The organism is Pyrinomonadaceae bacterium (genome assembly GCA_036277115.1).
Lineage (GTDB): Bacteria > Acidobacteriota > Blastocatellia > Pyrinomonadales > Pyrinomonadaceae > UBA11740.
Genome location: DASUNM010000024.1, coordinates 232,305 through 256,145 on the forward strand (window position 1 = coordinate 232,305; position 23,841 = coordinate 256,145).

Below are 23,841 nucleotides of genomic sequence, written 5' to 3' on the forward strand. Positions count from 1 at the left end.
GAAACCTGGAACTTGAAACCTGACACTTTCACCGATGCCCTCCGACAGCTCCGCGACAGTTCCGATCACTGAACAGGAAAATCCGCGCACCGCGAATCTTAGTTCGCTTTCATCACTGGACATCGTTGAAGTGATGAACGCAGAGGACGCGCGCGTGGCATCTGCCGTAAACGCCGCTTTGCCCCAGATAGCCGAAACGGTGGACAGAATCGTCGAGCGAATGCGAAGCGGCGGACGTTTGTTTTACATCGGAACCGGGACGTCAGGCCGTTTGGGTGTGCTGGATGCAGCCGAATGCCCGCCGACGTTCGGTGTCTCGCCAGAACTGGTGCAAGCCATCATCGCCGGCGGATTCGAAGCGTGCTATCGCGCCGTCGAAGCTTCCGAAGATGACGCCGAAGCGGGCGCGCGTGATTTACAAACGCGCGGCTTTACCAAAGACGACGCGTTAGTCGGAATAGCAGCTTCGGGCCGGACGCCTTACACTGTCGGCGCGGTTGAGTACGCGCGGGAAATTGGAGCATTCACTGCGGCGATAACCTGTGTCCCGGATTCGGCTATTACAAATGCCGCGGAGATCACGATCGTACCGGTCGTCGGACCTGAAGTTGTGGCCGGCTCGACGCGCTTGAAAGCCGGCACGGCGCAAAAGATGGTCTTGAACATGCTTTCCACCGCGACGCTAGTGCGACTCGGCTACGTCACGGGCAATCGCATGACGAATGTACAGACGCGGAACGCAAAGCTACGTGCGCGTGCGGTGAGAATCCTGACGGCTGAAGCCGGCATTGACGCAGCGTCAGCCAGTAAAGTTCTCGATGCGGCCGAAGGCGATTTGCCGGTGGCGATCGTCATGGCCAAATCGCAGTCCAGTCAGCTTCGTGCGAAGGACGCTCTCGAAGCCGCTGACGGAGTGATTGCCCGCGCACTCGAATTGATTAGTTCTGAAGCGGGGTCAGAACCGCCTGCGGTAGCGGGCGGTTGATCGTTGCTGGTGAACGCTACCTGCGATTAGATTTAACCGCCCGCTAACGGCCACCCCACGCGAGATGCTCGCGCGGGGACCCCGGTGACAGGCGGTTCCGACAATATCTGCCGAACCGAGCATGAAAGCTCTCGATCTCGCAATCATCTTTGGCTACCTAATCGGTATCGTCCTGTTTGGGGCGTGGTTTGGACGCAAACAGAAGACGACTCGCGATTATTTTCTCGGCGATCGATCCGTGCCCTGGTGGGCGGTAGCGTTCTCGATCGTCGCTACCGAAACTTCCACGATCACCTTCATCTCGGTTCCGGGCATCGCCTTCTCGCGCGGTGGCAACTACCAGTTTCTGCAACTAGTTTTCGGCTACATGTTGGGTCGCATCGTGATCGCGATCCTTTTTATCCCTTCGTACTTTCGCGGCGAGCTGATGACGGTTTATCAACTGCTCGATCGACGGTTCGGCGGAAAGATCAAGATGCTGGCGGCGTCGCTGTTTGTGGTGATGCGAAACATCGCCGACGGGATTCGTCTGTTGTTGACGGCGATCGTCCTCGCCGCCGTCTACACGTCATTTCAACCGACGGCTAACGCAGAAACGATTGTGGTCGCATCCATAATTCTGATCGGCGTGGCGATGATTGTCTTCACCTATTTCGGTGGGATGGAAGCGGTCATCTGGGTCGAGGTCGTGCAACTGGGAATTTACATCGTGGGCGCGCTGGCCGCGGCAATCATTCTCACGCAATCGATCGAAGGGGGATTGTCCGGGGCGCTCGCGCTCGGCTCGCAATTCAACAAGTTTTCGCTGTTCGATTTTTCATTCGACATGACGAAGACCTTCACGTTCTGGGCGGGCTTAATCGGTGGATGTTTTCTGACGATGAGTACCCATGGGACCGATCAGTATCTCGTGCAGCGCTATCTCTGCACTGATCGGCCGCGGCGCGCGGCGACGGCGCTGCTCACCAGCGGGGCGATCGTGCTCGCCCAGTTCATCGGATTTCTTTTCATCGGCGTGCTGCTGTTTGCTTTTTATCATCCACACACCGATCCCGGTTACGCCACCGCAGCCTCGACCGCGTATCCGTTCACCGGCGGCGATCGAGTTTTCCCGGACTTCATCACGCGCCACTTGCCGACCGGATTGTCGGGGCTGGTCGTGGCGGCAATCTTCGCGGCCGCTATGTCATCTTCGTTGAACTCGATCGCCGCCACGACGGTTAACGATCTTTACCGGCCGTTTCGACAAAAACTCAGCGACACGCATTATTTGAAAGTCTCGCACTGGCTGACGCTGCTCTGGGGAGTTGTCCAAATTGGCGTAGCGTTGCTGGTGCGTAATCAAAATCGATCGGCGCTGGATCAAGCGCTGTCAGTGGCATCGCTCATCAATGGGCCGGTGTTGGGTGTGTTTCTCGTCGGCGTGTTCCTGAAACGCGTCAGCGAACCACCCGCGCTTATCGGCATGGTAACGAGCATGGCCGCCATGATCTACATCCGGTTCGCGACGGGCATCGCGTGGACGTGGTATGTCTTTATCGGCAGTCTCATTACGCTGGTCGCAGCCTGGCTGGCAAGTTTCGCATTTGCAGCCGCGCCCGCGAGTCGCAGCCAGCAGCTCGCGGTTTCGCCCACCGAGGGGCTGGAAGAAATTTCAGAATAGGATTCGCTCTTCATGATCAAATTGAAACGATTACCAACCAAGCCGGGACGACTTGCGATTTTCCTTATCGTTGCTTTCCTGCTGGTACCGCTGCCACGAAGTTTTGCAGAGTCTGTTTCCGTTACGCGCGACGTTGCGGCAACGCCGGCCGCGGACAAGACGCCGGTCAAGCCTTACACGCGACGGCCATCGAAGGACGCGCTGAAGTGGGCCGACAAACAACTCAAGCAGATGTCGCTCGAGCAGAAGGTTGGACAGTTGATTTCAGTCGGCGTTAACGCCACGTTTCTGAATCAGGACAGCGCAGCTTTTAATGCGCTGCGTCATCAAATTGTTGATAACCACGTCGGCGGAATCATCCTGTTTCGCGGGCCGGTTTACGAATCGGTGGTCCTGGTGAATCGGATGCAGGAACTTGCGAAGTATCCGCTCTTAATTTCCGCGGATCTTGAAGCCGGCGCAGGCATGCGGTTCGACGACACCATAAATTTCCCCTGGGCGATGGCCACCGCGGCGACGGGAAATCCTGAATACGCGCGGCGAGCGGGCGATGTGACCGCGAGGGAAGCACGTGCGCTCGGGGTCTACCACGTCTACGCGCCGGTCGCGGACGTTAATAACAACGCGGCGAACCCGGTAATCAACGTCCGGTCGTACGGCGAAGATCCCGCTGCCGTCGGGCGATTCGTCGCTGCCTTTGTTGAAGGCGTGCAGAATGCGGGTGTGATCGCGACCGCTAAGCATTTTCCCGGACACGGTGATACCGCGGTCGATTCGCATCGCGGACTGCCTGAAATTGACGTGACACGCGAGCGGCTGAACAGCGTCGAACTCGTGCCCTTCCGCGCGGCTGTTAACGCCGGTGTGGGTTCGGTGATGGATGGCCACATCGCTTTGCCGAAAATCGATCCGACCGTGATCACACCTTTGCCGCGTGACCGGAAAGTCGGACCTATCGATACGGACGAAGCCGGCGAAATCGTGATTGAAAAAGGCACGATGCCGACAACTCTTTCGCCGAAGATCAATGCGATACTCCGCGACGATCTTCAATTCGATGGTTTGATCGTGACCGACGCGATGAGCATGAGCGGTCTAACGCTGTACTTCACCCAGGAAGAAGCGTCCGTGCGCGCGCTCGAGGCCGGCGCCGATCAACTTTTGAAGCCCGCCGATGCCGACGCTGCTTTTCGCGGGGTAATTGCGGCGGTGAAGAATGGCCGCTTAACTGAGCAACGTATTGAAAAATCCGCGCGCAAGATTCTCGCCGCCAAGTACGACCTCGGGTTGGTGAAACAGCGAATTACGCCGATCGACGAAATAGACCGGATCGTTTCTGCAAGACCGGCGGGCTTGCTCGCCGAGGAAATTGCGCGACATGCGGTAACCCTGGTGCGTAATGATGCGGGACTACTGCCGCTGAAACTGACGCCGGCTTCGAAGGTCCTCAATCTTGCTATCACAAACGGCGACGATCGTCTTTGGATCACTCAGACGTTCAACGGAACCATGAGTCGTGGCGGGGTCAAGCTTGAGACGATCGTCCTCGACGATCGGTCGTCGGAATCCGAAGTTAAGAAAGCCGTGGATGCGGCGGGGCGCGCAGACGTTGTGCTTGTTTCGATGTATGGCCGCGTACGCTCAGGCCAGGCGCGCAGCGTGGCGCTACCCGAGCCCGGCGCGAAAGCACTGAATACCTTGATCGATCGGCGCAAGCCCCTGGTGGGGATCAGCTTTGGCAATCCATACCTGCTGATGAATTTCCCGAAACTGCAAACGTATCTCGTCGTCTACGGCGATATGCCGAGCTTGCAGAAGGCCACTGCTGAAGCATTGCTTGGGAAGAACAACATTAGCGGCCGTTTGCCGATTTCGCTTCCGGGTCTGTATCCTCTCGGCGCTGGAATCCAGTTGAAGGCTAATTCCGCTCAGTCTCAATAATGATCGCTCGACATTCGAAACTGGCCATCGCGCTGGCGTTGCTGCTGGCGCGCTCGATCTCAGCCCAGCCTCCCAGCGGACCTGCCGTCGCAGGTGTCGCCACCGATCGTTTGGCGCGAATCGACGCGGTCGTCGCGGAATCAATCAAAAATAAAGAACTGCCCGGAGCTGTTGTAGTGGCAAGCCATCGCGGACGCGTCGTTTGGCGTAAAGCGTACGGTTCGCGTGCCGTCGAGCCGCAACGCGAAGCGATGACGACGGACACGATGTTCGATCTCGCGAGTCTCACGAAAGTCGTCGCCACTGCGACCAGCATCATGATTCTCGTTGAGCGCGGCGAAGTGCGTCTGAGCGACCCGGCCGTTAAGTTCATTCCGGAAATGAGAGGCGGAGGCCGCGACGCTATCACGATCGCGCAACTGCTGACACACGTGAGCGGCTTTCAACCTGATTTCGATCTGCGCGAGCGTTGGACGGGGTACGACGAAGCGATGAAGCGACTTCAGCGCGAGCCGTTGCGCAGTACACCCGGCACACGTTTCGTTTACAGCGACATCGGCTACATCGCGCTGGGCGAAGTTGTCCGGCGCGTCAGTGGACAAACTCTGGATGAGTTTGCGCGGCGAAATATTTTCGTTCCGTTGGGGATGCGAGACACGGGTTTCAATCCTTCCACGAGTTCGCGCATCGCGCCCACCGAAAAACGTCGCGGCCAAATGAACTATCTCGGCGACAGCGGCGCGGACGCAGGCACCGAAGGCGAGAAGTGGTTGCGCGGCCAGGTTCACGATCCGACTTCATTTCGCATGGCGGGCGTTGCGGGCCACGCGGGACTCTTTTCGACTGCCGACGATCTCGCGATTTACTGTCAGATGATCCTCAATGGCGGCAGTTATCGCGGCGTGCGAATTCTGAGCCCGATGGCTGTTGCCACGATGACTCGCCCGCACGCAGTCAGTGAAACCGGTGCAGCGCGCGGCTTGGGTTGGGATTTTGCGAGTTCATTCTCAGTCAACAAGGGCGACCTGTTTCCGCTCGGCTCGTTCGGTCATACCGGATTCACGGGAACGTCGCTGTGGATCGACCCCGCGAGTGACACGTTCGTCGTCTTTCTCAGCAACCGAGTGCATCCTGACGGCAAGGGGGACGTGGCTTCGCTGCGTGGACGCGTCGCATCGATCGTTGCCGGCGCGATAACCGACGCCACAGTCGCCAAAGCGCGCGCGCAAGCCGGCGACGCGTCAGCTGAATTGCTGACGAGTCTCGCGCGCTTGAACACCCCTCGGCCCGCGCCTGCGATAGTGCCGGACGCTCAGGTACTCACGGGCATCGATGTGTTGGAGCGGGACGGCTTCAAGCAACTATCCGGAATGAAAATCGGTTTGATTACAAACCACACCGGTCGAAATCGCGCGGGCCGTTCGACAATTGATGTTCTGTTCAAAGCACCGGGCGTTAAGCTCGTCGCGCTGTTTTCTCCTGAGCATGGCATTCGCGGCCTGTTGGATGAAAACAAGATTTCCGACGGGAAAGACGAGCAGACAGGCCTGCCGATTTATTCTCTGTATGGCGAGTCACGACGGCCGAAACCAGAGCACTTGAAAGATCTCGACGCGCTCGTTTTCGACATTCAGGATGTCGGGGCGCGTTTCTACACTTACATTTCGACACTTGGCTACGCGATGGAAGAAGCGGCCAAAGTGAAGTTGCCGGTCTACGTTCTCGATCGCGCTAATCCCATCAATGGTCTGGACGTCGAGGGGCCAATCGCTGACAGCGACAAGTTTTCATTTGTGGTGTATCACGCCCTTCCGGTGCGTCACGGAATGACAGTTGGCGAACTCGCGCGCCTCTTCAATGAACAGCGAAAGATCGGCGCAGACGTGCGGGTGATCAAGATGGAAAATTGGCGGCGTACGATGTGGTTCGATTCGACGAACCTGACGTGGGTCAATCCCTCGCCAAACATGCGCAGCCTGACCCAGGCGACTTTGTATCCCGGCGTCGGCCTGCTGGAAACGACGAATGTCTCCGTGGGGCGGGGAACTGACACGCCCTTCGAAGTGCTGGGAGCGCCGTGGCTCGACGGACAGCCGCTCGCGAATTATCTCAACGCGCGGCAGATTGCGGGCGTAAGGTTCGTGCCCGTCCGCTTCACGCCCAAGTCTTCGGTGCACAAAGATCAGGAGTGCGGCGGCATCAACATCATCGCCACCGATCGAACCCGGCTTCAGTCCGTGTCAATGGGCATTGAACTCGCGGCCGCGCTGCGTCATTTGCACCCGTCAGACTGGCAAATCGACAAATTCAACCGGCTGCTGGCGAATGGCGACATCTTCGAAAGAGTGAAGCGGGGCGATCCCCCCGATTCAATCATCCGCTCGTGGGCGACACCTCTGGACCAGTTCAAGCTGGCGAGAGCGCGCGTGCTCTTGTACGAATAACCCTGGTGACTTATCCTTCCGCATCGATTTACCAGTCGGAGAACTTTCCGCTCGATCTGACCAGGAGGACGTTTCAATGAGAATTCGGCTTGTCGCGTTTTTCTTGATGGCGACTGCGACGCTGATTTGTCTGGGCGGGTCTTCGTCGGGCAGCGCACCGATAGCAGCGCGGTGTGCCGCACCGGCGTCAGCCGAAGTCTCCCGGGCGTTTGCGAGCGATCAGTTGTCGGGGCCGAACCTGAAGGAATCGATCGACCTGCGGTATAAGAAACGTTACGCCAAGTGGAAAAGCGAATTTCTCGCGGCCGAAATCGCGCGCGTGCAGTGGGGGCTTTACGCGAAGCATCCGCACCTGACGCTTACGATCACCGTTTCGCCGAAGAACAAGTATGGCGCCGGCACCGGCAACTACAAGTGGAATGACAACGGCGAGTTGGTTGAAGCGACTATTTTTCTTGGCAGCCGGATCGACGAGGGCTATCCCAGTTCGGTCTATTATCCGGTGATGAACGCGCTCGAGCCGTACGAGCAGAATCAGATGATCAGTCGCAACGTCCTCGCCGCGGCTAAAATCGCCCACGAGTTTGGCCATGTGATGAAAATCGCCGACACGCCCGAGGATGTCTACAAACTCCAGCTAAAGCTCGTGCCGCTTTACAACAAGCTCTTCCTGAGCAACGGCCACAATGTGAACGATCCGCGGCTGGTGGCAATGGCGCAACAGATGGGTGGCAACCCGGTTGAGATTTGGGAAGACCGCGAGTACTGGGGCGAGGCCAACGCGATGCTTTACCTGCGCGATCGCATGGCCAACGAAGGTTTTCAGTGCCGCCTCTTCAATAAGATAAAACGCATGGTTGAACAGTACGCCAAACGGTATGAAGATAGGTTCACCGAAATTGCCAAATCACGCGGCGTGAATTATTCGTGCAATTGGAAGTAGCAAACATTCAGTGGAGGAAAACATGACTCAAGTCAGTGAATTTCAGACGGAACTACAGGATTCTGTTGAGCGCTATGCGATGCTGAAGCATCCGTTCTACCAGCTATGGAGCGCAGGCGAGCTTGACGTTGAAGTGCTGAGGGAATACGCGAAGCAGTACTATGCGCACGTCAAAGCGTTTCCGACTTACGTGAGCGCGACTCATTCGCATTGCGATGACGTCGCGGTCAGGCAGATGCTGCTCGAGAATCTGATCGAGGAAGAGCGCGGCGAGAACAATCACCCTGAACTGTGGTTGCGGTTCGCCGAGGGATTAGGTTTGACGCGCGACGAGGTGAAGAATGCGGAACTTCTGCCGTCCACTGTTGACTCGGTCAAGCGATTAAAGGCCTTGACGCAAAGTGAAGATTACCGTCGCGGCGTGGCGGCTCTTTACGCTTATGAGTCCCAGATTCCGGAAGTCGCGCAGACAAAGCGCTCAGGACTCAAGCAGTTCTACGGGATCGAAGACAGCCGGGCAGTTTCTTTCTTCACGGTTCACGAGACGGCTGATGAATGGCATCGCGAGACTGAATTGAAAGTTCTCAGCGAGGCGTGTGAATCCGATGCCGCTCGTGAAGCAGTTATCTCGACGGCAGGCGAAGCGTCAAAAGCTTTGTGGGACTTCCTGACCGGCGTGCAAAGCGCCTTCATCAAGCCGGCCAGTTGCGATTCGACCGCAGCCGCGGCTTAACCCTTTCGCAACTCAGTTCAGCAAAACGAAACCGGCGAGACTCCCAAGGGGACTCGCCGGTTTGCTTTGTCTCGACAGCCACGCGATAGAAATCGCAGCCCTTGCCATTAGCGAGAGTTATTCAGCCAATAAGAATGTTTAGGTTTTCTTATTTGCCGAACTACGTATAATGGCGGCGTTTTGTGGGGTCACCGCGCGTCCAGGTTCCTGGGACGCGCACCAATGAAAAAAGCAGGATCTAAAGTCGGCAAGGTCTAACGCTTCTGTCGTTTTTGAGTCCTGTCGTGATTAGGAAGGGTCGGGCTTGAGCCCTCTGACCTTGAGCCTTTGATTCCTATCTCTCCGTCAAATTCAATAAGGAGTCCAGACATGCATAAGCTGAATCCGGCAAGAGCGTTCGTTCTAGTCGTAATCGTGTTGTCAACCTTCTCGCTTGTTTTCGCACAAGAAACCACTGGCAGTATTGAGGGTACTGTTAAGGACCCGAATGGCGCGGTGGTGCCTAACGTTACCGTGACAGTTACGAACGCGAAAGCTGCGGCCAGCGGCACGACAACCACAGGTGTTAGTGGCGGTTTCAATCGCACACTTCAATCCAATGACGAGGGGACTTTCCGCGTCTTGCAGGTTCCGCCGGGAATGTATGACGTGGTGACAACTCCGACCAGCGGATTTGGCGAAGCAAGATACGAAAACGTGACCGTCGCCATCGGCCAGGCCACTCAACTGATTATTACGGTGACTACCGGCAGTACTGTGAGTACCGTCAATATTGTTGCTTCGGACACGGTGGCAGTCGATACCAGCAACAACGCTATTCAGACCACTATTAGCGCTCAGAAGATTGAGTTAATACCTAAGGGTTCCGGTTTTACCGGCCTGCTAAAAACCGTACCCGGGACGCGTCCTGAAAGCCGCACAGGTGGTTTTTCAGTGGATGGCGCTTCCGGGGGCGAAAACGTTTTTGTCATCGATGGTCAGGAAGTCACCAATTATCGGACCGGGACGCTGAATGAGACTTACAATGTTCCCACTTCGCTGGTTCAGGAAGTTCAGGTTAAGTCGAGCGGATTCGATGCGCTGTACGGCGGCGCGACGGGTGGCGTAGTTAGTGTGGTTACTCGTGGAGGCGGTAATGAGTTTCACGGCGAAGTCGGTCTCCAGTTCGAAGTACCGAAATTCGGTGGCAAGCCACGCCCGCTCCTGACCCGGTTCACTTCAGGTGCGGTTTCCACCAATAACTTCGTACAGACCGCTGAGTATTTCAACCCCGCTAAGCAGGGAGGAACAAACGTATTTCCCTCGGCTAGCTTTAGCGGACCGATCATGAAGGACCGCGTATGGTTTTTCGCAAGCTACACGCCGCAGATTTTTGAGACCACAGTCGACACGCCTTACTTCACAAACCTTCCCGCGGCGCAAAGAACATTCATCACCACCGAACACTACCGGCGCACGAGGAAATACGAATACGCATTCGGGCGGATTGATGCGAATCCGATCAATAAATTGAGGGTCACCGGCACGTACCTCTGGAACCCGGTTATTGATGAGGGGAGTGTTCCGACCACCAGTTTCACGAATGTCGCCTCTTCAGGTTTTGGTTTTCAAAATGTTCCGACCGCCAACTTTGGGGGCAGCATTGGCACCTTGAGGGGAAATCAATATACCGATCTTCAAGGCGGGCGCCAGAGCTCGAACCTGATGACATTGGCTGGTGTATACACTGCGACCAGCAAGCTCGTATTCGACGCTCGTTATAGTCGCGGATTCCTTAACGAGAAGAACGGCAATTACTTTGTTCCCGAGGTGGTTCAGATCTTTAGTTGCGGAACTCCAAACGCCGCTTTCCCGTGCACGACAACCGGGGCAAATACAATTACCCGAAAGGATGTCTCGCTGCGAAAATCGTTTGAATCTTCCGTGGCTTTCATATTTAGCGCCGGCGGACAACATGAATTGAGGGGCGGGTATCAGCGATTCACTATTCTTAACGATGTGCAGTCGGGTAATTCCACCGTCGGACGAATCTCGTTCAACTATGGAACCGACATTGCCACGTTGATCGGTGGAAATGTAACGTCAACGCCCGGGAACGTCGGATCTGCTTCATTTAGACGTACCGGAACCAATGGCACTGGGTCAAACCTCAGCCAGAGCATCTTCATTCAGGATAAGTACCAGCCACATCGGCGCTTGACGGTGAACATCGGTGTCCGTTTTGAGAAAGAGAATCTACCCTCGTTCAACTCGTTTCCAAGCGCAATCAATTTTGGCTGGGGCGATAAGATCGCTCCGCGACTTGGCTTCGCCTACGATCTTACCGGCGACGGCAACACGAAACTTTTCGCCAGCTACGGCCGGTTCTTCGACCGGGTGAAATTCGAGCTGCCCCGCGGGTTGTTCGGCGGCGATATTTTCCTCGAAGATTATTTCGAGCTCTTCCCCGGTGATACGTCAACCAGCTTTAACATTGGGAACATCCTCAACGGTTTCACCGGACCGAGCGTTTGTCCGACGACCGGTTTTATCACTGCGGGTGCGCGCAGCAGATGTCAAAAGAACTTAAGGGTCAACGCCAACGATCCGAATGCCTCTGCACTAAATGGCGGGGCCGTAGATCCTAACTTAAAGCCGTTCCGGCAGACGGAGTTCACGATTGGCGCAGAACGGCAGTTCCGCCGACTCTACATTTTGCGAGCGCGTTACACGTATAAGAATGTCGATGAAGCCGTGGAAGACGCGGGTATTGTTAATGCGGCCGGCAGCGAGGCGTACATTATCGGCAACCCTGGCGCGGGCCTGCACCTGCAAACGCTCAATACGCTTGGATATCTCAAGTCGACAAGACCGCAGCGCCGTTACGACGGGGTGGAATTTGTCGTCGACCGACCTTTGAAGGACAACTGGTATTTCAATGCGAACTACACTTACAGCCGGTTGTACGGTAACTACTCAGGACTGGCTAGTTCGGATGAGCCGCACCTGGTTAACGGGCGTCTTTCACCGGGCGTAAGTCGCGCGTTTGACTTGCCGTTTATCGGATTCACCGCACGCGGTGAGAAAGACAACGGGCGGCTTCAGACCGACCGGCCTCATGTCTTCAACATCTACGGCGCCTACATCTTTGATTGGAGGGGCAGGAAAACACATTCAACTGAAATAGCAGGCTTTCAAACCGTCACTTCAGGCCAGCCTCAAACCACGACTATCTATGGCGCCTCGACCGTGACGCCGCAAATATTCCTGGGTCGCGGTGATTTGGGTCGTAGTCCGGTCTATTCGCAGACGGACTTTAATATCACTCACCGTTATAGATTTGGTTCGGAGAATCGGTTGACCATGGCTTTCGATCTCAACGTGCTGAATCTCTTCGATCAAGCTACGGTTACGGGCATCTACACCACGGTGAATCCAAGCACCGCTCCGGTTAACGCCGCGGCCCTCGGATTAAGCCAGGTCGCTTATGCTAACGGCATCACCGGCGGGACCCTGTTGAACCAGATGCAGGCTCGCGTAGCGTCGCAACCAGACAGAAGCGACATCCGGTACGGGCTGCCGTTCCTGTACCAGTCACCGCGGACGCTGAGATTCGGAGTGAGGTTCCTCTTCTAGAAGGATCTCAAAGCTGGACTCGCAAACTCGCCTGAAGCGATTCAGGCGAGTTTGTTTTTGTGCGAAGCCATTAAGAATTAGGACGTCACTTGGCGGGCGGACTTTCACGATACTGTTTAATCAGTTTCTTGATGAGTTCAGCTTGCGAAGTATCTGGAGTAGTCTTCAAATACAGTTCCAGCTCGTTCGCGGCGTCATGGAAACGGTTGAGGTTTTTCCCGTATAGCAGGGCCAGATTCCAATGAACATCGGGAGAGAGCCCTTTCGTAATCTTGTCCGCTTGTTTTAACGGTTTCTCTGCCTCGACATATCTTTTCGCTTGTCGCAGTGAAACACCGAGCGCAAGTAACGCATCCGCTGAGTTTGAGTTGAGGCTAACCGCCTTTTGCGCTGCTTCGACCGCCGACTCCGATTGTTTTAACTCATAATGTGAAACACTCAATCCATACCATGCATTAAAACTGCGCGGATTAACTACGACGGCTTTATTGAAAACTGCCACGGCGTGCTCGTATTTTTGTTGCGTTAGATGCATCAACCCCAACCGCTCTAATGCTAAGTAGTATTCCGGAAAAATTTTGAGCGAGTTCTCCAGTCCCGCGATCCCGTCTTCCATCCGACCACGATCAAGATCAGCAACAGCTCTTTGATAAATGACTTTTGCTTCGTCGGGAACCTCTTGCGCGAAAATTACGGCGGCAGAAGAAGCGACGGCTGATTTTCTCAAACGAAGGTAAAAATCAATTTGTATAGTGTCCCTGCCTAGTCTGCCGGTTGTGTCTACCTCTTGGGTTTGCTCTTCGTAAACGGTGCCCAGCGGCAAAACCCGCACCTGAAACCTTCCCTGCGAAACTCCCCTAAAAATAAATCGTCCGGATACGTCGGTTCTGATGCGTTGGAGGACGCCATTCACGTCGTTTAGTAGTTCAACGTGGACTTGGGCCACAGCGCGTCGGTGGGGATCAAAAACGAATCCGGTAATAGTGTTTCCGGTGCCAGGTAACTGGCCTTTGGCTGGAAGAGCTAATAACGATATGAGCAGCACGCTGACGAAAAAAGCGGCGACAAAATAATTCCTTTTCATGAGCGGAACTCGTGACGTGTGAGGCCTCTGCAACAGTTTCTATTAACTCGCCCTATATACCCCCCGTCTCGCGCTGGCGTCAACAGGAATGATTTTGGAGAGACAAGCATGCCCGGGTTGATGCCGGGTTCGTTGGCCGATCCAAAATCGTGAAGAGTCATCCATTATTTCGAAGGCTTACATCGGCGTCGGTGTGGATTCAACGAAGCTCGAAAGGCTCCGACTCGGCGGGTTCGCGGCCGGCCTTGCACGCTTCATTATTAATGTTTATCCGTCTGATAAGTACTTTTAGCTTTGATGTGGTGAACAGGTCGCATAAAATGCTGACCCTAAGTTGGTTACCGGCAGGCACCGCGGCGATCTTACCGCCTGTCGAAACCTGAACATTAACAATCAGAGGTAGACCGGGACCGTCAGTTCATGATACTGACAAGGCGGATTCGCGGTTCGCGAACGTTCGTTGCCTGGTTGGCGCGGCGGCCCGCGAGTTGCCTAAATTTTTTGTGAATTTCCGCCAATGAGTTCGCATTTCCGAGGACGAACCATCAACCGCAAATCAAAACCGAATCGAGAGGATCCCCTAATGAGAGACTACGTCAAATTTCTGCGAATCGCGCTGGTAGCAGTCATTCTAGTTTTAGGTCTGAGCCAGGGGGCGAATGCCCAGGAAATAACGGGCGGAATTGTGGGCACGGTAAAAGACGCCGCCGGCGCATCGGTTCCGGGGGCTACGGTCACTGTTACTAACCGTGGAACTCAACTCGCGGTTCGCACCGTACAATCCGACGATCAGGGTCAATACACCGTTGGCGATTTGCCGGCCACCAGCTATGACGTGTCCTTTGAGGCCAAGGGCTTCAAAAAACAAATTCAAAGCAACGTTGAGGTTAACGTTGGTGTTCGTCGCACTCTCGACGCGACATTGGATGCGGGTGACATTTCCGAAGTAGTTACGATTGAAGCGAATCCAGTCGCCGTCGAACTGACTACGGCGACCGTCGGAACCGTGATCAGCGGCGATCAGGCGACTCAACTCGCGCTTAATAATCGCAACTGGGTGCAATTGATCACGCTGGCGCCTGGCGTTTCGAACGATCTCGCCGATCAGGTTTATGTGGGAACGACGAACCCTGCTGGTCAGGCAAACACGATGAACATTTCGGTCAACGGAGCCCGCAGTGCGCAGAATACATATACGGTCGATGGGTCTGACGTCACCGATCGCGGATCGAACATCACCATTCAGGCTTATCCCAGTGTGGACTCGATTGCTGAATTCAAGGTCCAACGCAGTCTGTTTCCGGCTGAGTCCGGTCGCAGCGGCGGCGGCCAGATTAATGTCGTCACCCGTGGAGGTGGCCGCGAGTTTCATGGCTCGTTGTATGAGTTCGTTCGCAACGACATACTGAACGCAAATGATTTCATCTCGAACCGAGCTACCAACCCGGCTTTCGGGCGTGAGTCGAATGGCAAAGCCAAGCGTGCGCCGTTCCGTTACAACAACTTTGGCGGCACTCTCAGCGGGCCGGTTTACCTCCCGTTATTTGGTGAAGGCGGTGACGCGGTAAAGAGACTGTCGAGAACCTTCTTCTTCTTCTCGGAGGAACAACGCAAGGATCGTCGCTATCCCAGCTTGAGTGGAAGCGTGCCCGATTTGAACATGCGGCAGGGAATCTTTCCCATGGACATCTGTATTCGGGCAAACATTCCCACGACTGCCACGGCCACGTGTTTGGAAGTGCTCCCGGCGGGCCAGCCTCTCTCTTCTCGTGTCGCGATCAATCCCATCGCGCAACAGTATCTAGGCTTTGTTTATAACCGATTGCCTCCACCCTCCGATCCGGTTACGCGCGTGCTGACGTTTCCGGCGAGCGGAATCGCGGATTTCCGGCAGGAGATTCTCCGGCTTGACCACGCATTCAATGACGATTGGTCGCTTTACTACCGCTTTGAACGTGACTACATCCCCACGGTCGATGCGAACTCACTCTTTTCATCCGGTTCAGGTTTGCCGGGAGTCTCGACCAGTTCTACCAATTCACCTGGAAAGACTCATACCTTACAAGCGACTTGGGTCGTCAACCCGAGCTTGGCGGTTGTTGGCCGTTGGAATTATGGCTACGGGGCAATCCTGAGTGAGACCGTCGGCACCCTGGCGTTGGACAATTCGCCGATTACCCCGCCTCTGGCTTATGCGAGGACCAAGGACTTTGTTCCCACGATCACCGGCAACGGCTTTAGTAATTTGGTGACGTTCGGTGACTACGACAACTTTTCCTACAAGCACAACTTCAGTGGAGATGTTACCTGGACCCGGGGGACGCATACCATGAAGTTCGGCGGAATGTATTCGTACTACCGCAAGAACGAGAACAATCTGGCCGGCAACAACGCGGGCGGATTTAGCGCGTTTCTCAATACGGTGCCGAATAGCATCGTCCACGGTACAGTCGTGCCTGGAACTGCCGCCGCTCAGGAACCTAACGCCACCCGCCGCGCTAACTTCCAGTCATTCGCGAATTTCCTAATGGGAAATAATGTCAGCTTTACCCAAGCGCGGTTTGACTACGTGGCTGATTTTCGTCAGTTCACGGTCGAAAGTTATGCGCAGGATGAATGGCGTGCTCGTCGCAATCTGACCGTGTACTACGGCGTTCGCCACGCTTACTTCGGGCACCCGTATGACCGCAATGGGCGCTTATCGAATTTTGTCCCGGAGTTATACAACCCCGCCAATGCGCCGCAGGTAACCGGCGCCGGCAACCGCGTGGTCGGCACTGGAAACTTCTGCAACGGCATGATTGTGAATGCGCAGAATGTGCAGGCGGCGGCGAATAACTGCACGCCGGCGGCTTCGCCGTTTGGCAAGTATATCGTTGAGGCGCCTAAGGCGAATTTTGCTCCGCGATTTGGCCTTGCGTGGGATCCTTTTGGTAAAGGCCGCACCTCAATTCGCACCGGTTATGGTATCTACTACGATCAAATCTTAAACGGCTGGGCGCTCCAAATAATTGGAGGAAATCCGCCGTACCAGGAGACTTTCTCGATCGCTGCGGTCCCCGGCGGAACCGGAACCCTAGCGACTACGCCGCGTCTGGATCAGCCAGTTCCAAGTGGGGTGACTGTGACGGCAGGGGCCGTGGCGACAGCCCTATCCGTGCGCGCAATGGAACCGGATTGGAAAGATCCGTATATGCAGCATTGGTCACTCGAGGGCCAGCACATGCTCGACGACAAGACCATGTTGAGCGTCGGCTACTTCGGCTCAAAGGGAACACACCTGATTGGCGCGTATGAATTGAACGAGGTTCCCCCTGGCGTCGCTTTAACTCGACAATGCGCCAGTGGCACTCAGACGTTACAAACGCCGGGAGCGACGCTGGTTCCTTGCCAGGCCCCCGGGTCCTATTTTGGCGGAACCGGCGGTGCTAATTCGGCGATTCTGGATCAAATCCGGCCGTACCGGGGCTATCGATCGATCACAATGATCACGCCGCAGTTCAACTCGAACTATCACAGCCTGCAGGTAATGGGTCAACGCCGGTTTACGGGCGCCTCTCAAGTTAACGTGGCGTACACCTGGGCAAAGAATCTCACCGACAATCAAACAGACCGCAGTACGGCGCCAATGAATTCTTACGACATTCGCGCGGATCGAGGTCGCGCCACCCTGGACCGCCGTCATGTCTTCACCGCTAATTACATCTATGAGATTCCATTCTTCAGCAAGCGGAACGATTTCGCAGGCAAAGTTCTCGGCGGCTGGGAGGTGTCTGGCATCGTGTCGCTGCAAACCGGACTGCCGTTTACAGCACTAGGAGCGAATATTGACCCGGCCGGCCTGGGTAATATCCCCGCGCTAATTGCCGGTAATCGGCCGAACACACTTTGCGATCCGAACGCTGGTGCACCCAATACGTTCTTGCAGTGGTTCAACACCGGGTGTTTCCAACCGAATCCCACCTCCGGTACGGTGCCTAACGTGGTGAGCAATACAGGACGAGGCACTATTGATGGTCCGCCGACCCAGCGTGTGGATTTCTCAGTGTTCAAGAGATTTAATTTTGGGGAACGCGTCAGTCTGCAGTTGCGTGGCGAGGCGTTCAATGTTTTCAATCACACGAACTTCCGGGCCATCCAAACGAACATTACGAACGCGGCCTACGGAAATGTAATTACCGTGCGCGATCCGCGCACGATTCAGTTGGGGGCGAAGCTCTCCTTCTAATCCCATTTCCATGGTTAAGGCAGTGCCCGCACCTGATAAAGGCTGCGGGCACTTTTTTTCCACCGGGATTGCGGATAGTGGTATTGGAATTCTGTTAAGAAGTTTCCCGGGCCTCTCTGCGTAGTGCCGATCTATTGGCCGTAGCACGGTCGGTAATCGGAAACTAACGCTGGCAGGGCAACCCTGGTATAACGATGGAATCTAAGTTCTGCCGGGAAAGATGATCGCCATTGGGTCTCATCAATGGCCACATTCTTTGTTATTATTACGCCATGTTAGGTTACCGAAATTTGCTGCTGAGCATAGGGGCGCTGGTTCTGTGCTCGGCCCCGATTGCAGCTCAGCCGCCCACCCCCACTACAGCCAATCCCAACGCTCCGCCCATCAGTCCGGTTAACCCGACGATGGCCTCGCGGCATCTGGAAAACGAAAAGGAAGATCTCTACGCGCGGTTCACCGACTACAAGCGGAATCCTAATCCGGAGCAACAGCGATTCGCGTATCCAATCGCCAAGGACTATCTGCGTCGCTGGGGTGGCGGGTCTGATCCCGAAACGAAAGAAGTTCGTCGCTGGGTTACTGAGTACGAGCGGGCGATGAATCAAGGCCAGCTTTATGCTGCATACGACGCGAAGACCTACGTTAAGACGTTCGAGCTTGGTCGACCACTGATTAAGTCTGACCCCGAATACTTTTTCGCCCTGGCAATTTTGACTGAGGCAGGTTACGACAACTCTCTAACTGGAGACTCAAGCCTCAATGCGGAGTCGGCGGATTACGCGCGCCGCGCAATCGCGTTGCTCGAGGGAGGCAAAGTAACGAAGGCGGATCCTTTCAAAACAATGGAAGTCGCCCGTGGCTTTCTCAATTTTGCCTACGGCACCTTTGTGAAAGACGAGAAGCCGGTTGAAGCAGCGGCTGCGTTCGCGAAGGCCGTCAGATCAGACAGCCCTTTCCGCACGGATCCGATGGCATACCATCGTCTGGGCGTCGCAATCCTGAAAGGGGAGTTCGCGCAACTCTCGAATGAATACAATCAAAAGTTTGGCGGGAAAGCGTCGTCTCCCGAGCAGACAGCGATGTTGCAGCGCCTCTCGAGTCTGGTGAACCAGACGATAGACGCTTATGCGCGCGCGGTCGCCCTCAGTACGAAACCCGAGCAACAGGAAGCGCGCAACAAGATACTTGGCCAGTTGACGACCCTCTATAAGAATTTCCACAACAACTCAGACGCCGGTCTAAATGAGTTGATTTCGACGGTCCTGTCGAAACCGCTCCCATAGAGTCCTCATCAAACGAGCTTCATTGTTTGAAGCGAAACCTCACATGTGAGGACCGTGACACGGATCGTGTGCCTCATCACGCGTATTTATCCGTCTGATAAGTTCTTTTAGTTTTTATTGTAGCTCCAAATAGAATAAAAGGCGTTTGTAAAATGTCGAACTCACTGTCAAGCACAGTGAACACACTTTCCTAGGAGCCTGAATCATGAAACGTCACTCAGGAATTCTGCGCAATCTTCTGATCGCGCTTACTGTTTGTTTCTGCTGTGGATCGATCGCCGAAGCGCAAACGGTCACGGGAACTGTGCAGGGGACTGTCACTGACCCCAATGGAGCGGTTGTGACCAATGCCGAGGTGGTCATTCGCAACATTGAGACGGGGCAGGAAAGAACGTTGACAACAAATAGTGACGGGTTCTACGTCGCGTCATTCGTGCCACTGGGTCGTTATCACATCGTGGCGAACCATCAGGGGTTCGCCAAAGTCATTAAGGAGAATGTCGAAGTTAGCTTAAATCAAACACGAGTGGTTGATTTTCGCCTGAGTCCGGCGAGTATCACGGAAAATGTGGTGACTACTTCCGACAGCACTACGATCAACAGCACTAACGCCGAAATTAAAGGCACCCTGACGAGCCAGGAAATTCAGGACAAACCGGTTTTCAATCAGAGTAACTTTCTAACTCTGGCTGAAACCTTTACCGGCTTTCAGGAGAACCCAACGTCGGGACAAAACAATCCAACTGCGTCGTCTGGTTCGTCGATTAACTTCAATGGCACCGGGACGCGCGGCGCGACGTTTCAAATCAATGGCGTAAACAACGACGATTCGTCCGAGAATCAAAACCGGCAGGGAGCGGCACTCTCGACCATTAAAGAATTTCAGGTGATCACGAATAACTTCACGGCAGAGTTTGGCCGGGGTTACGGCGCAGTAGTCCTGGTGCAAACCAAGTCAGGCACCAATAACATTCACGGCGACGTCTATTGGTTTCACAACGACAGCGCATTGAATGCAAAGAGTTTCCTGGCGCATGGAAAAAAACCGGTCAACCGCCGCAATCAGTTTGGGTTTACCTCTGGTTTCCCCATCTTCAGGAACAAACTTTTTGGCTTCGTTAATCTGGATCATAAAGAGGAAACCGGGGCCAACACTTACACTCGCGACGTGTTTTTGGCGGCGGAGAGGAATCCCGCGAATTGGTTTACGGTCACTCCGGCTAACGACACACCGGCGAACCGGGCCTTCATACAATCGATTATCGACCGCATTCCCGCCAGCCTGGTTCCGAACGATCCCAGGAGCAACCGTACTTTTGTTGGCCAGCAGCCTTTTGATTTTCCCGCTCGCGATTACTCAGGACGCCTCGATTGGAATCCGTTTCAATCAGACAACCTATCTGCTCGCTGGCAGTATACGCGGCAAAGGTTTGACGCTGACGACATCATTCTGGGCGAGCGCGCCGACCAAAACAACAAGCAGCAGAATTTTGGCTTGACCTGGACCCACCTGTTTTCAAACACCACCGTAGGCGAATTCCGTTACGGATTGGGCCTGCGAACCACGCTGGTGAATATTACCGCAGGAAACGACACGCCCATCGTGCGTTTTGAAAACCCGGTCAGCATCGGAGCAACGATCATCGGCAATGCCGGCCAGTTTCCGATCCAGCGATATCAAACTGACAATCAGTTCGTCTACAACATCACCACGCTGTTTGGAAACAAGCACTTCTTCAAAGCAGGTACCGACATCCGCCGCCAGAAACTCGACGACCTTGCGGACAGTAACTCCCGGGGCTTCTGGCAATTTAATCGCACCTGTAACGGCACCACTAATCTCTATGCCAGCGGGTTCCAGGCGCTCATTAATGGCTGTGTGGCCCAGTTCCAGAAAGGGTATGGACCTTTCTTCCTTGAAAATCGAATTAACGAGTCGAACTTTTACGCAGAGGACAATTGGAAGGTGCGCAGCAATCTTACGCTTAACCTCGGACTCCGTTACGAGTACGTGTCGGAACCCCAGGAGATTGCCGGCCGCCTCGATTATGGCATTGACGCCGACGACAATAACTGGGAGCCGCGCTTCGGCTTTGCCTGGAGTCCTCAGTTTGAGAGCGGAATATTCCAAACCTTGTTCGGCGCACCAGGCGACTCATCGATCCGGGGTGGCTTTGGGATTTATCACGGCCGAATCTTTCAGTCAGTGTTCTCGCAATCCGGAGCGACGGTGCGGTTCAATCCGCCGAACGCGTTCTTCTACAACCGCACGGGTGCGGCCACCGGCGATTTCGCACCGACCAGATTAACTGACCCCACGAACGGTTTCGTCTTTACCCCGGGCGCGCCCCTAACATCCAGAGCCACGTTATCGATTATCGATCCGGGACTCGAGATGCCCTATACCCAGCAGTGGAACCTCAGTATCGAGCGACAAATGCCTTTCACTTCCTCACTGCGAGTTAGCTACACCGGGAACCGGGGGATCGGGCTGCTCAAGTACTCGCTTGATAATCTGCCCTCGCACTCGACGAGCGGAGTGCTCGTGCCAAACCATCCATTCAATTCCCCAACTGCGCTCTACGGCACTGCTCTGCCGGTGGGCGATCCGCGGCGGACGGACGTGCGCGGTCAGGTCATTCGCCCGGCTGCGGATTTCATCTGTGCGGGAACAGGTCTGAATGGCGTAGCAGTGACTGCGCAATGTCCAGTAGCGGTTCCGATAGGCGCGTTCGAATACAGCTACCGCGTGACGCGCGCTAACGAGCGGCGACCGAACGGTTTCTACACGACGAATCTGGCCACCAGCAATGCCGCGTGGAGTTATTATCATGGCCTCCAGGTGGAGTGGACGAAACGACTGAGTCATGACCTGAATTTCTCGGCTGCTTATACCTGGTCAAAGTCCCTCGACACGACCTCTGAGGCGACGTTCGTCGGTACGGGCGACTCGAATCAAAATGGGAATGATGCGCGCACCGCCCGCGGCCTCTCGCGCTTTCACACGCCGCATCGCTTCACGTTTTTCGGCACTTATCGATTGCCTTTCTTTAAAGGTGAAAAAGGAGTGTTGGGACAGGCGTTTGGCGGCTGGCAGTTGTCGACTGTGGTTAAGCTGATACATGGCACACCCTTTTCCGTAATTACTACGGCCGTCGACCTGAATTTCGATGGGTTTGGCGAACCACGACCAGCCCTGCTCGACCCTTCGATTTTGGGCAACAGCGTCAGCAATCCAAACACAGCGTTGCAAGCTTTGCCGAGGGCAGCATTTCGCACGCTGTTACCCGGCGATCCGATCAGCTCTGTGGTAGGCCGGAATACGTTCTATCTCGACGGAGTGCAAAATGTTGACTTTGGAATCATGAAGGTCTTTCGCATGCCCTGGAAAGAGGATCATAGTCTGACGGTGCGGGCCGACCTCTTCAACGCTTTCAATCACGTGCAGTTTGGTTTCCCGAGCAACAACATCACGTCCGCTAATTTCGGGGCGATTACGGGAGGAGCCACGCTGTACCTGCCACGCAATGTCTCGGTCTCGTTGAAATACATTTACTGATTCGCACAAGGTTGGCGTCCAAAGGCGGGAGCGATGCTTCCGCCTTTCTTTTGGGTTCTCGATTTGAAGCATCAAGCACACGTCGTATCATCGCTGGTAATCGGGCTCGGCCTGATCTTCTTTCTATCGATTTTCATACCTGCAGGAACTTCCACGGCTGCCAGTCCACCGGTGGCGTCCGCAAATGAAGTGCGCGCGCTGTGGGTAGTGCGGACGACGCTCACGTCACCGGAAAAAATTCGGCAAATGGTTGAGAACGCCAGTGCCGCAGGGTTCAATACCCTGATCGTGCAAGTACGCGGCCGCGGCGATGCATACTACCGTTCCCGTCATGAACCAAGAGCGATCGAGCTGAAGGATCAACCGGCTTCTTTTGATCCGCTCGCTACAACTTTATTGGAAGCTCGCCGGCGTGGTTTGAAAGTACATGCCTGGCTCAACACTAGTCTGCTGGCCAATCTTGATACGCTGCCAACCCAAGCGGAACATGTCTATAACAGGCATCCCGAATGGCTCGCTGTGCCCAAGCCGGTGGCTGCGGAACTCTACCGGCTATCGCCAAAAGAGCCACGTTACCGTCAGCGAATAGTTGAATGGTCCAAAGCGAATCGCGCCGAACTCGAAGGGATATATACCGGACCGGCCAATCCCAAAGTGCGCGAGCACATCTACAAAATCTGGATGGATGTGCTCGAGCAATACGCCGTCGATGGTTTACATTTCGACTACGTCCGACTAGCTAGTCCGGACTTTGATTACAGCCGCACGTCTCTCGAAAAATTCTGGACGTGGCTCAAGCCAAACATTCCGGATTCGGAACGGCGCTGGCTGGCGAAATCTTTAAAAGAAAATCCTTTGGCGGCGACCGAGGCTCACCCGGATCGATTTGCCGATTTTCAACGCGCACAGATCACACAGCTTGTGCAGCGCATTTACGGTGAGGTCAAGAAGCGGCGGCCCCAGATGATTGTGTCCGCAGCGGTCTTCGCCAACGATGAAAACGCTTACACCCGGCGGTTTCAGGATTGGCGGCGCTGGCTGCAGATGGGAATTCTCGACGTCGCGTGCCCGATGGCCTACTCAACTGATACGGCCGTCTTCCGGAAACAGATTGAGGTGGCTACTTCCACCGCCCATGGCGCCGGGCGGCGCGTCTGGGCGGGAATTGGAGCCTATCGCATACCGGTGGAATCTACTGTTGAGAAAATTGGTGTCGCGCGCCAGCTGCGAGCCGATGGAATAATCCTGTTCTCGTACGATTTTACTATCCGGACGGGCCCGCTAAATCCCGCCGGCGATTATCTCGAACAGGTTCGCCGTGCGGCCTTTGCGCCCGCCGTTCCGTCTAATCAGGATTGAACCA

12 protein-coding genes are annotated in these 23,841 nt (G+C 55.1%); 11 read left to right on the plus strand and 1 reads right to left on the minus strand.

Going from position 1 to position 23,841, the window contains the following annotated elements; translation table 11 throughout:
• The first annotated feature begins 34 nt into the window (after positions 1 to 34).
• From murQ to VFX97_14550, 7 genes are all read left to right on the plus strand, one after another.
• Positions 35 to 985, plus strand: coding sequence for an N-acetylmuramic acid 6-phosphate etherase (gene murQ / locus VFX97_14520; GenBank protein HEX5704413.1), 951 nt, complete (start codon positions 35 to 37; stop codon positions 983 to 985).
• A 121-nt stretch (positions 986 to 1,106) separates the two neighbouring features.
• Positions 1,107 to 2,648 carry a sodium:solute symporter gene (locus tag VFX97_14525; GenBank protein ID HEX5704414.1) on the plus strand — a complete coding sequence of 514 codons (1,542 nt, stop codon included), beginning with the start codon at positions 1,107 to 1,109 and terminating at the stop codon, positions 2,646 to 2,648.
• Positions 2,649 to 2,660: 12 nt separating this feature from the next.
• Positions 2,661 to 4,589 (plus strand): glycoside hydrolase family 3 N-terminal domain-containing protein, encoded by a 1,929-nt coding sequence (locus VFX97_14530; GenBank protein ID HEX5704415.1) that lies wholly within the window; start codon positions 2,661 to 2,663, stop codon positions 4,587 to 4,589.
• Positions 4,589 to 7,033 carry an exo-beta-N-acetylmuramidase NamZ domain-containing protein gene (locus VFX97_14535; protein ID HEX5704416.1) on the plus strand — a complete coding sequence of 815 codons (2,445 nt, stop codon included), beginning with the start codon at positions 4,589 to 4,591 and terminating at the stop codon, positions 7,031 to 7,033. Before VFX97_14530 ends, VFX97_14535 begins: the two co-directional genes overlap by 1 nt.
• 76 nt (positions 7,034 to 7,109) lie before the next feature.
• Positions 7,110 to 7,976: a hypothetical protein gene (locus VFX97_14540; GenBank protein HEX5704417.1), complete on the plus strand. Its 867-nt coding sequence runs from the start codon at positions 7,110 to 7,112 to the stop codon at positions 7,974 to 7,976.
• Positions 7,977 to 7,998: 22 nt separating this feature from the next.
• Positions 7,999 to 8,709 (plus strand): CADD family putative folate metabolism protein, encoded by a 711-nt coding sequence (locus tag VFX97_14545; protein HEX5704418.1) that lies wholly within the window; start codon positions 7,999 to 8,001, stop codon positions 8,707 to 8,709.
• A 369-nt stretch (positions 8,710 to 9,078) separates the two neighbouring features.
• Entirely contained in the window at positions 9,079 to 12,324 is a 3,246-nt protein-coding gene (locus VFX97_14550) for a TonB-dependent receptor (protein HEX5704419.1), read from the plus strand.
• Positions 12,325 to 12,409: 85 nt separating this feature from the next.
• On the opposite strand, the gene VFX97_14555 is transcribed toward VFX97_14550, so the two are convergent.
• Entirely contained in the window at positions 12,410 to 13,408 is a 999-nt protein-coding gene (locus tag VFX97_14555) for a tetratricopeptide repeat protein (GenBank protein HEX5704420.1), read from the minus strand.
• 583 nt (positions 13,409 to 13,991) lie between these two features.
• On the opposite strand from VFX97_14555, the gene VFX97_14560 reads away from it, so the two are divergent.
• From VFX97_14560 to VFX97_14575, 4 genes are all read left to right on the plus strand, one after another.
• The gene (locus tag VFX97_14560; protein HEX5704421.1) at positions 13,992 to 17,636 is read left to right on the plus strand and encodes a carboxypeptidase-like regulatory domain-containing protein; all 3,645 of its coding nucleotides are present in this window, start codon (positions 13,992 to 13,994) and stop codon (positions 17,634 to 17,636) included.
• Positions 17,637 to 17,866: 230 nt separating this feature from the next.
• Positions 17,867 to 18,919 carry a hypothetical protein gene (locus VFX97_14565; protein ID HEX5704422.1) on the plus strand — a complete coding sequence of 351 codons (1,053 nt, stop codon included), beginning with the start codon at positions 17,867 to 17,869 and terminating at the stop codon, positions 18,917 to 18,919.
• A 205-nt stretch (positions 18,920 to 19,124) separates the two neighbouring features.
• Positions 19,125 to 22,478 (plus strand): TonB-dependent receptor, encoded by a 3,354-nt coding sequence (locus VFX97_14570; protein HEX5704423.1) that lies wholly within the window; start codon positions 19,125 to 19,127, stop codon positions 22,476 to 22,478.
• A 63-nt stretch (positions 22,479 to 22,541) separates the two neighbouring features.
• On the plus strand, positions 22,542 to 23,837 hold the full coding sequence (locus VFX97_14575; protein HEX5704424.1) for a family 10 glycosylhydrolase: 1,296 nt from the start codon (positions 22,542 to 22,544) through the stop codon (positions 23,835 to 23,837).
• Positions 23,838 to 23,841: the final 4 nt, after the last annotated feature.

Coding starts and splice junctions, on each gene's coding strand:
- VFX97_14570 (HEX5704423.1), top strand. CDS start 19,125: ATGAAACGTCACTCAGGAATTCTGCGCAATCTTCTGATCGCGCTTACT.
- VFX97_14545 (HEX5704418.1), top strand. CDS start 7,999: ATGACTCAAGTCAGTGAATTTCAGACGGAACTACAGGATTCTGTTGAG.
- VFX97_14525 (HEX5704414.1), top strand. CDS start 1,107: ATGAAAGCTCTCGATCTCGCAATCATCTTTGGCTACCTAATCGGTATC.
- VFX97_14535 (HEX5704416.1), top strand. CDS start 4,589: ATGATCGCTCGACATTCGAAACTGGCCATCGCGCTGGCGTTGCTGCTG.
- VFX97_14555 (HEX5704420.1), bottom strand. CDS start 13,408: ATGAAAAGGAATTATTTTGTCGCCGCTTTTTTCGTCAGCGTGCTGCTC.
- murQ (HEX5704413.1), top strand. CDS start 35: ATGCCCTCCGACAGCTCCGCGACAGTTCCGATCACTGAACAGGAAAAT.
- VFX97_14560 (HEX5704421.1), top strand. CDS start 13,992: ATGAGAGACTACGTCAAATTTCTGCGAATCGCGCTGGTAGCAGTCATT.
- VFX97_14550 (HEX5704419.1), top strand. CDS start 9,079: ATGCATAAGCTGAATCCGGCAAGAGCGTTCGTTCTAGTCGTAATCGTG.
- VFX97_14530 (HEX5704415.1), top strand. CDS start 2,661: ATGATCAAATTGAAACGATTACCAACCAAGCCGGGACGACTTGCGATT.
- VFX97_14540 (HEX5704417.1), top strand. CDS start 7,110: ATGAGAATTCGGCTTGTCGCGTTTTTCTTGATGGCGACTGCGACGCTG.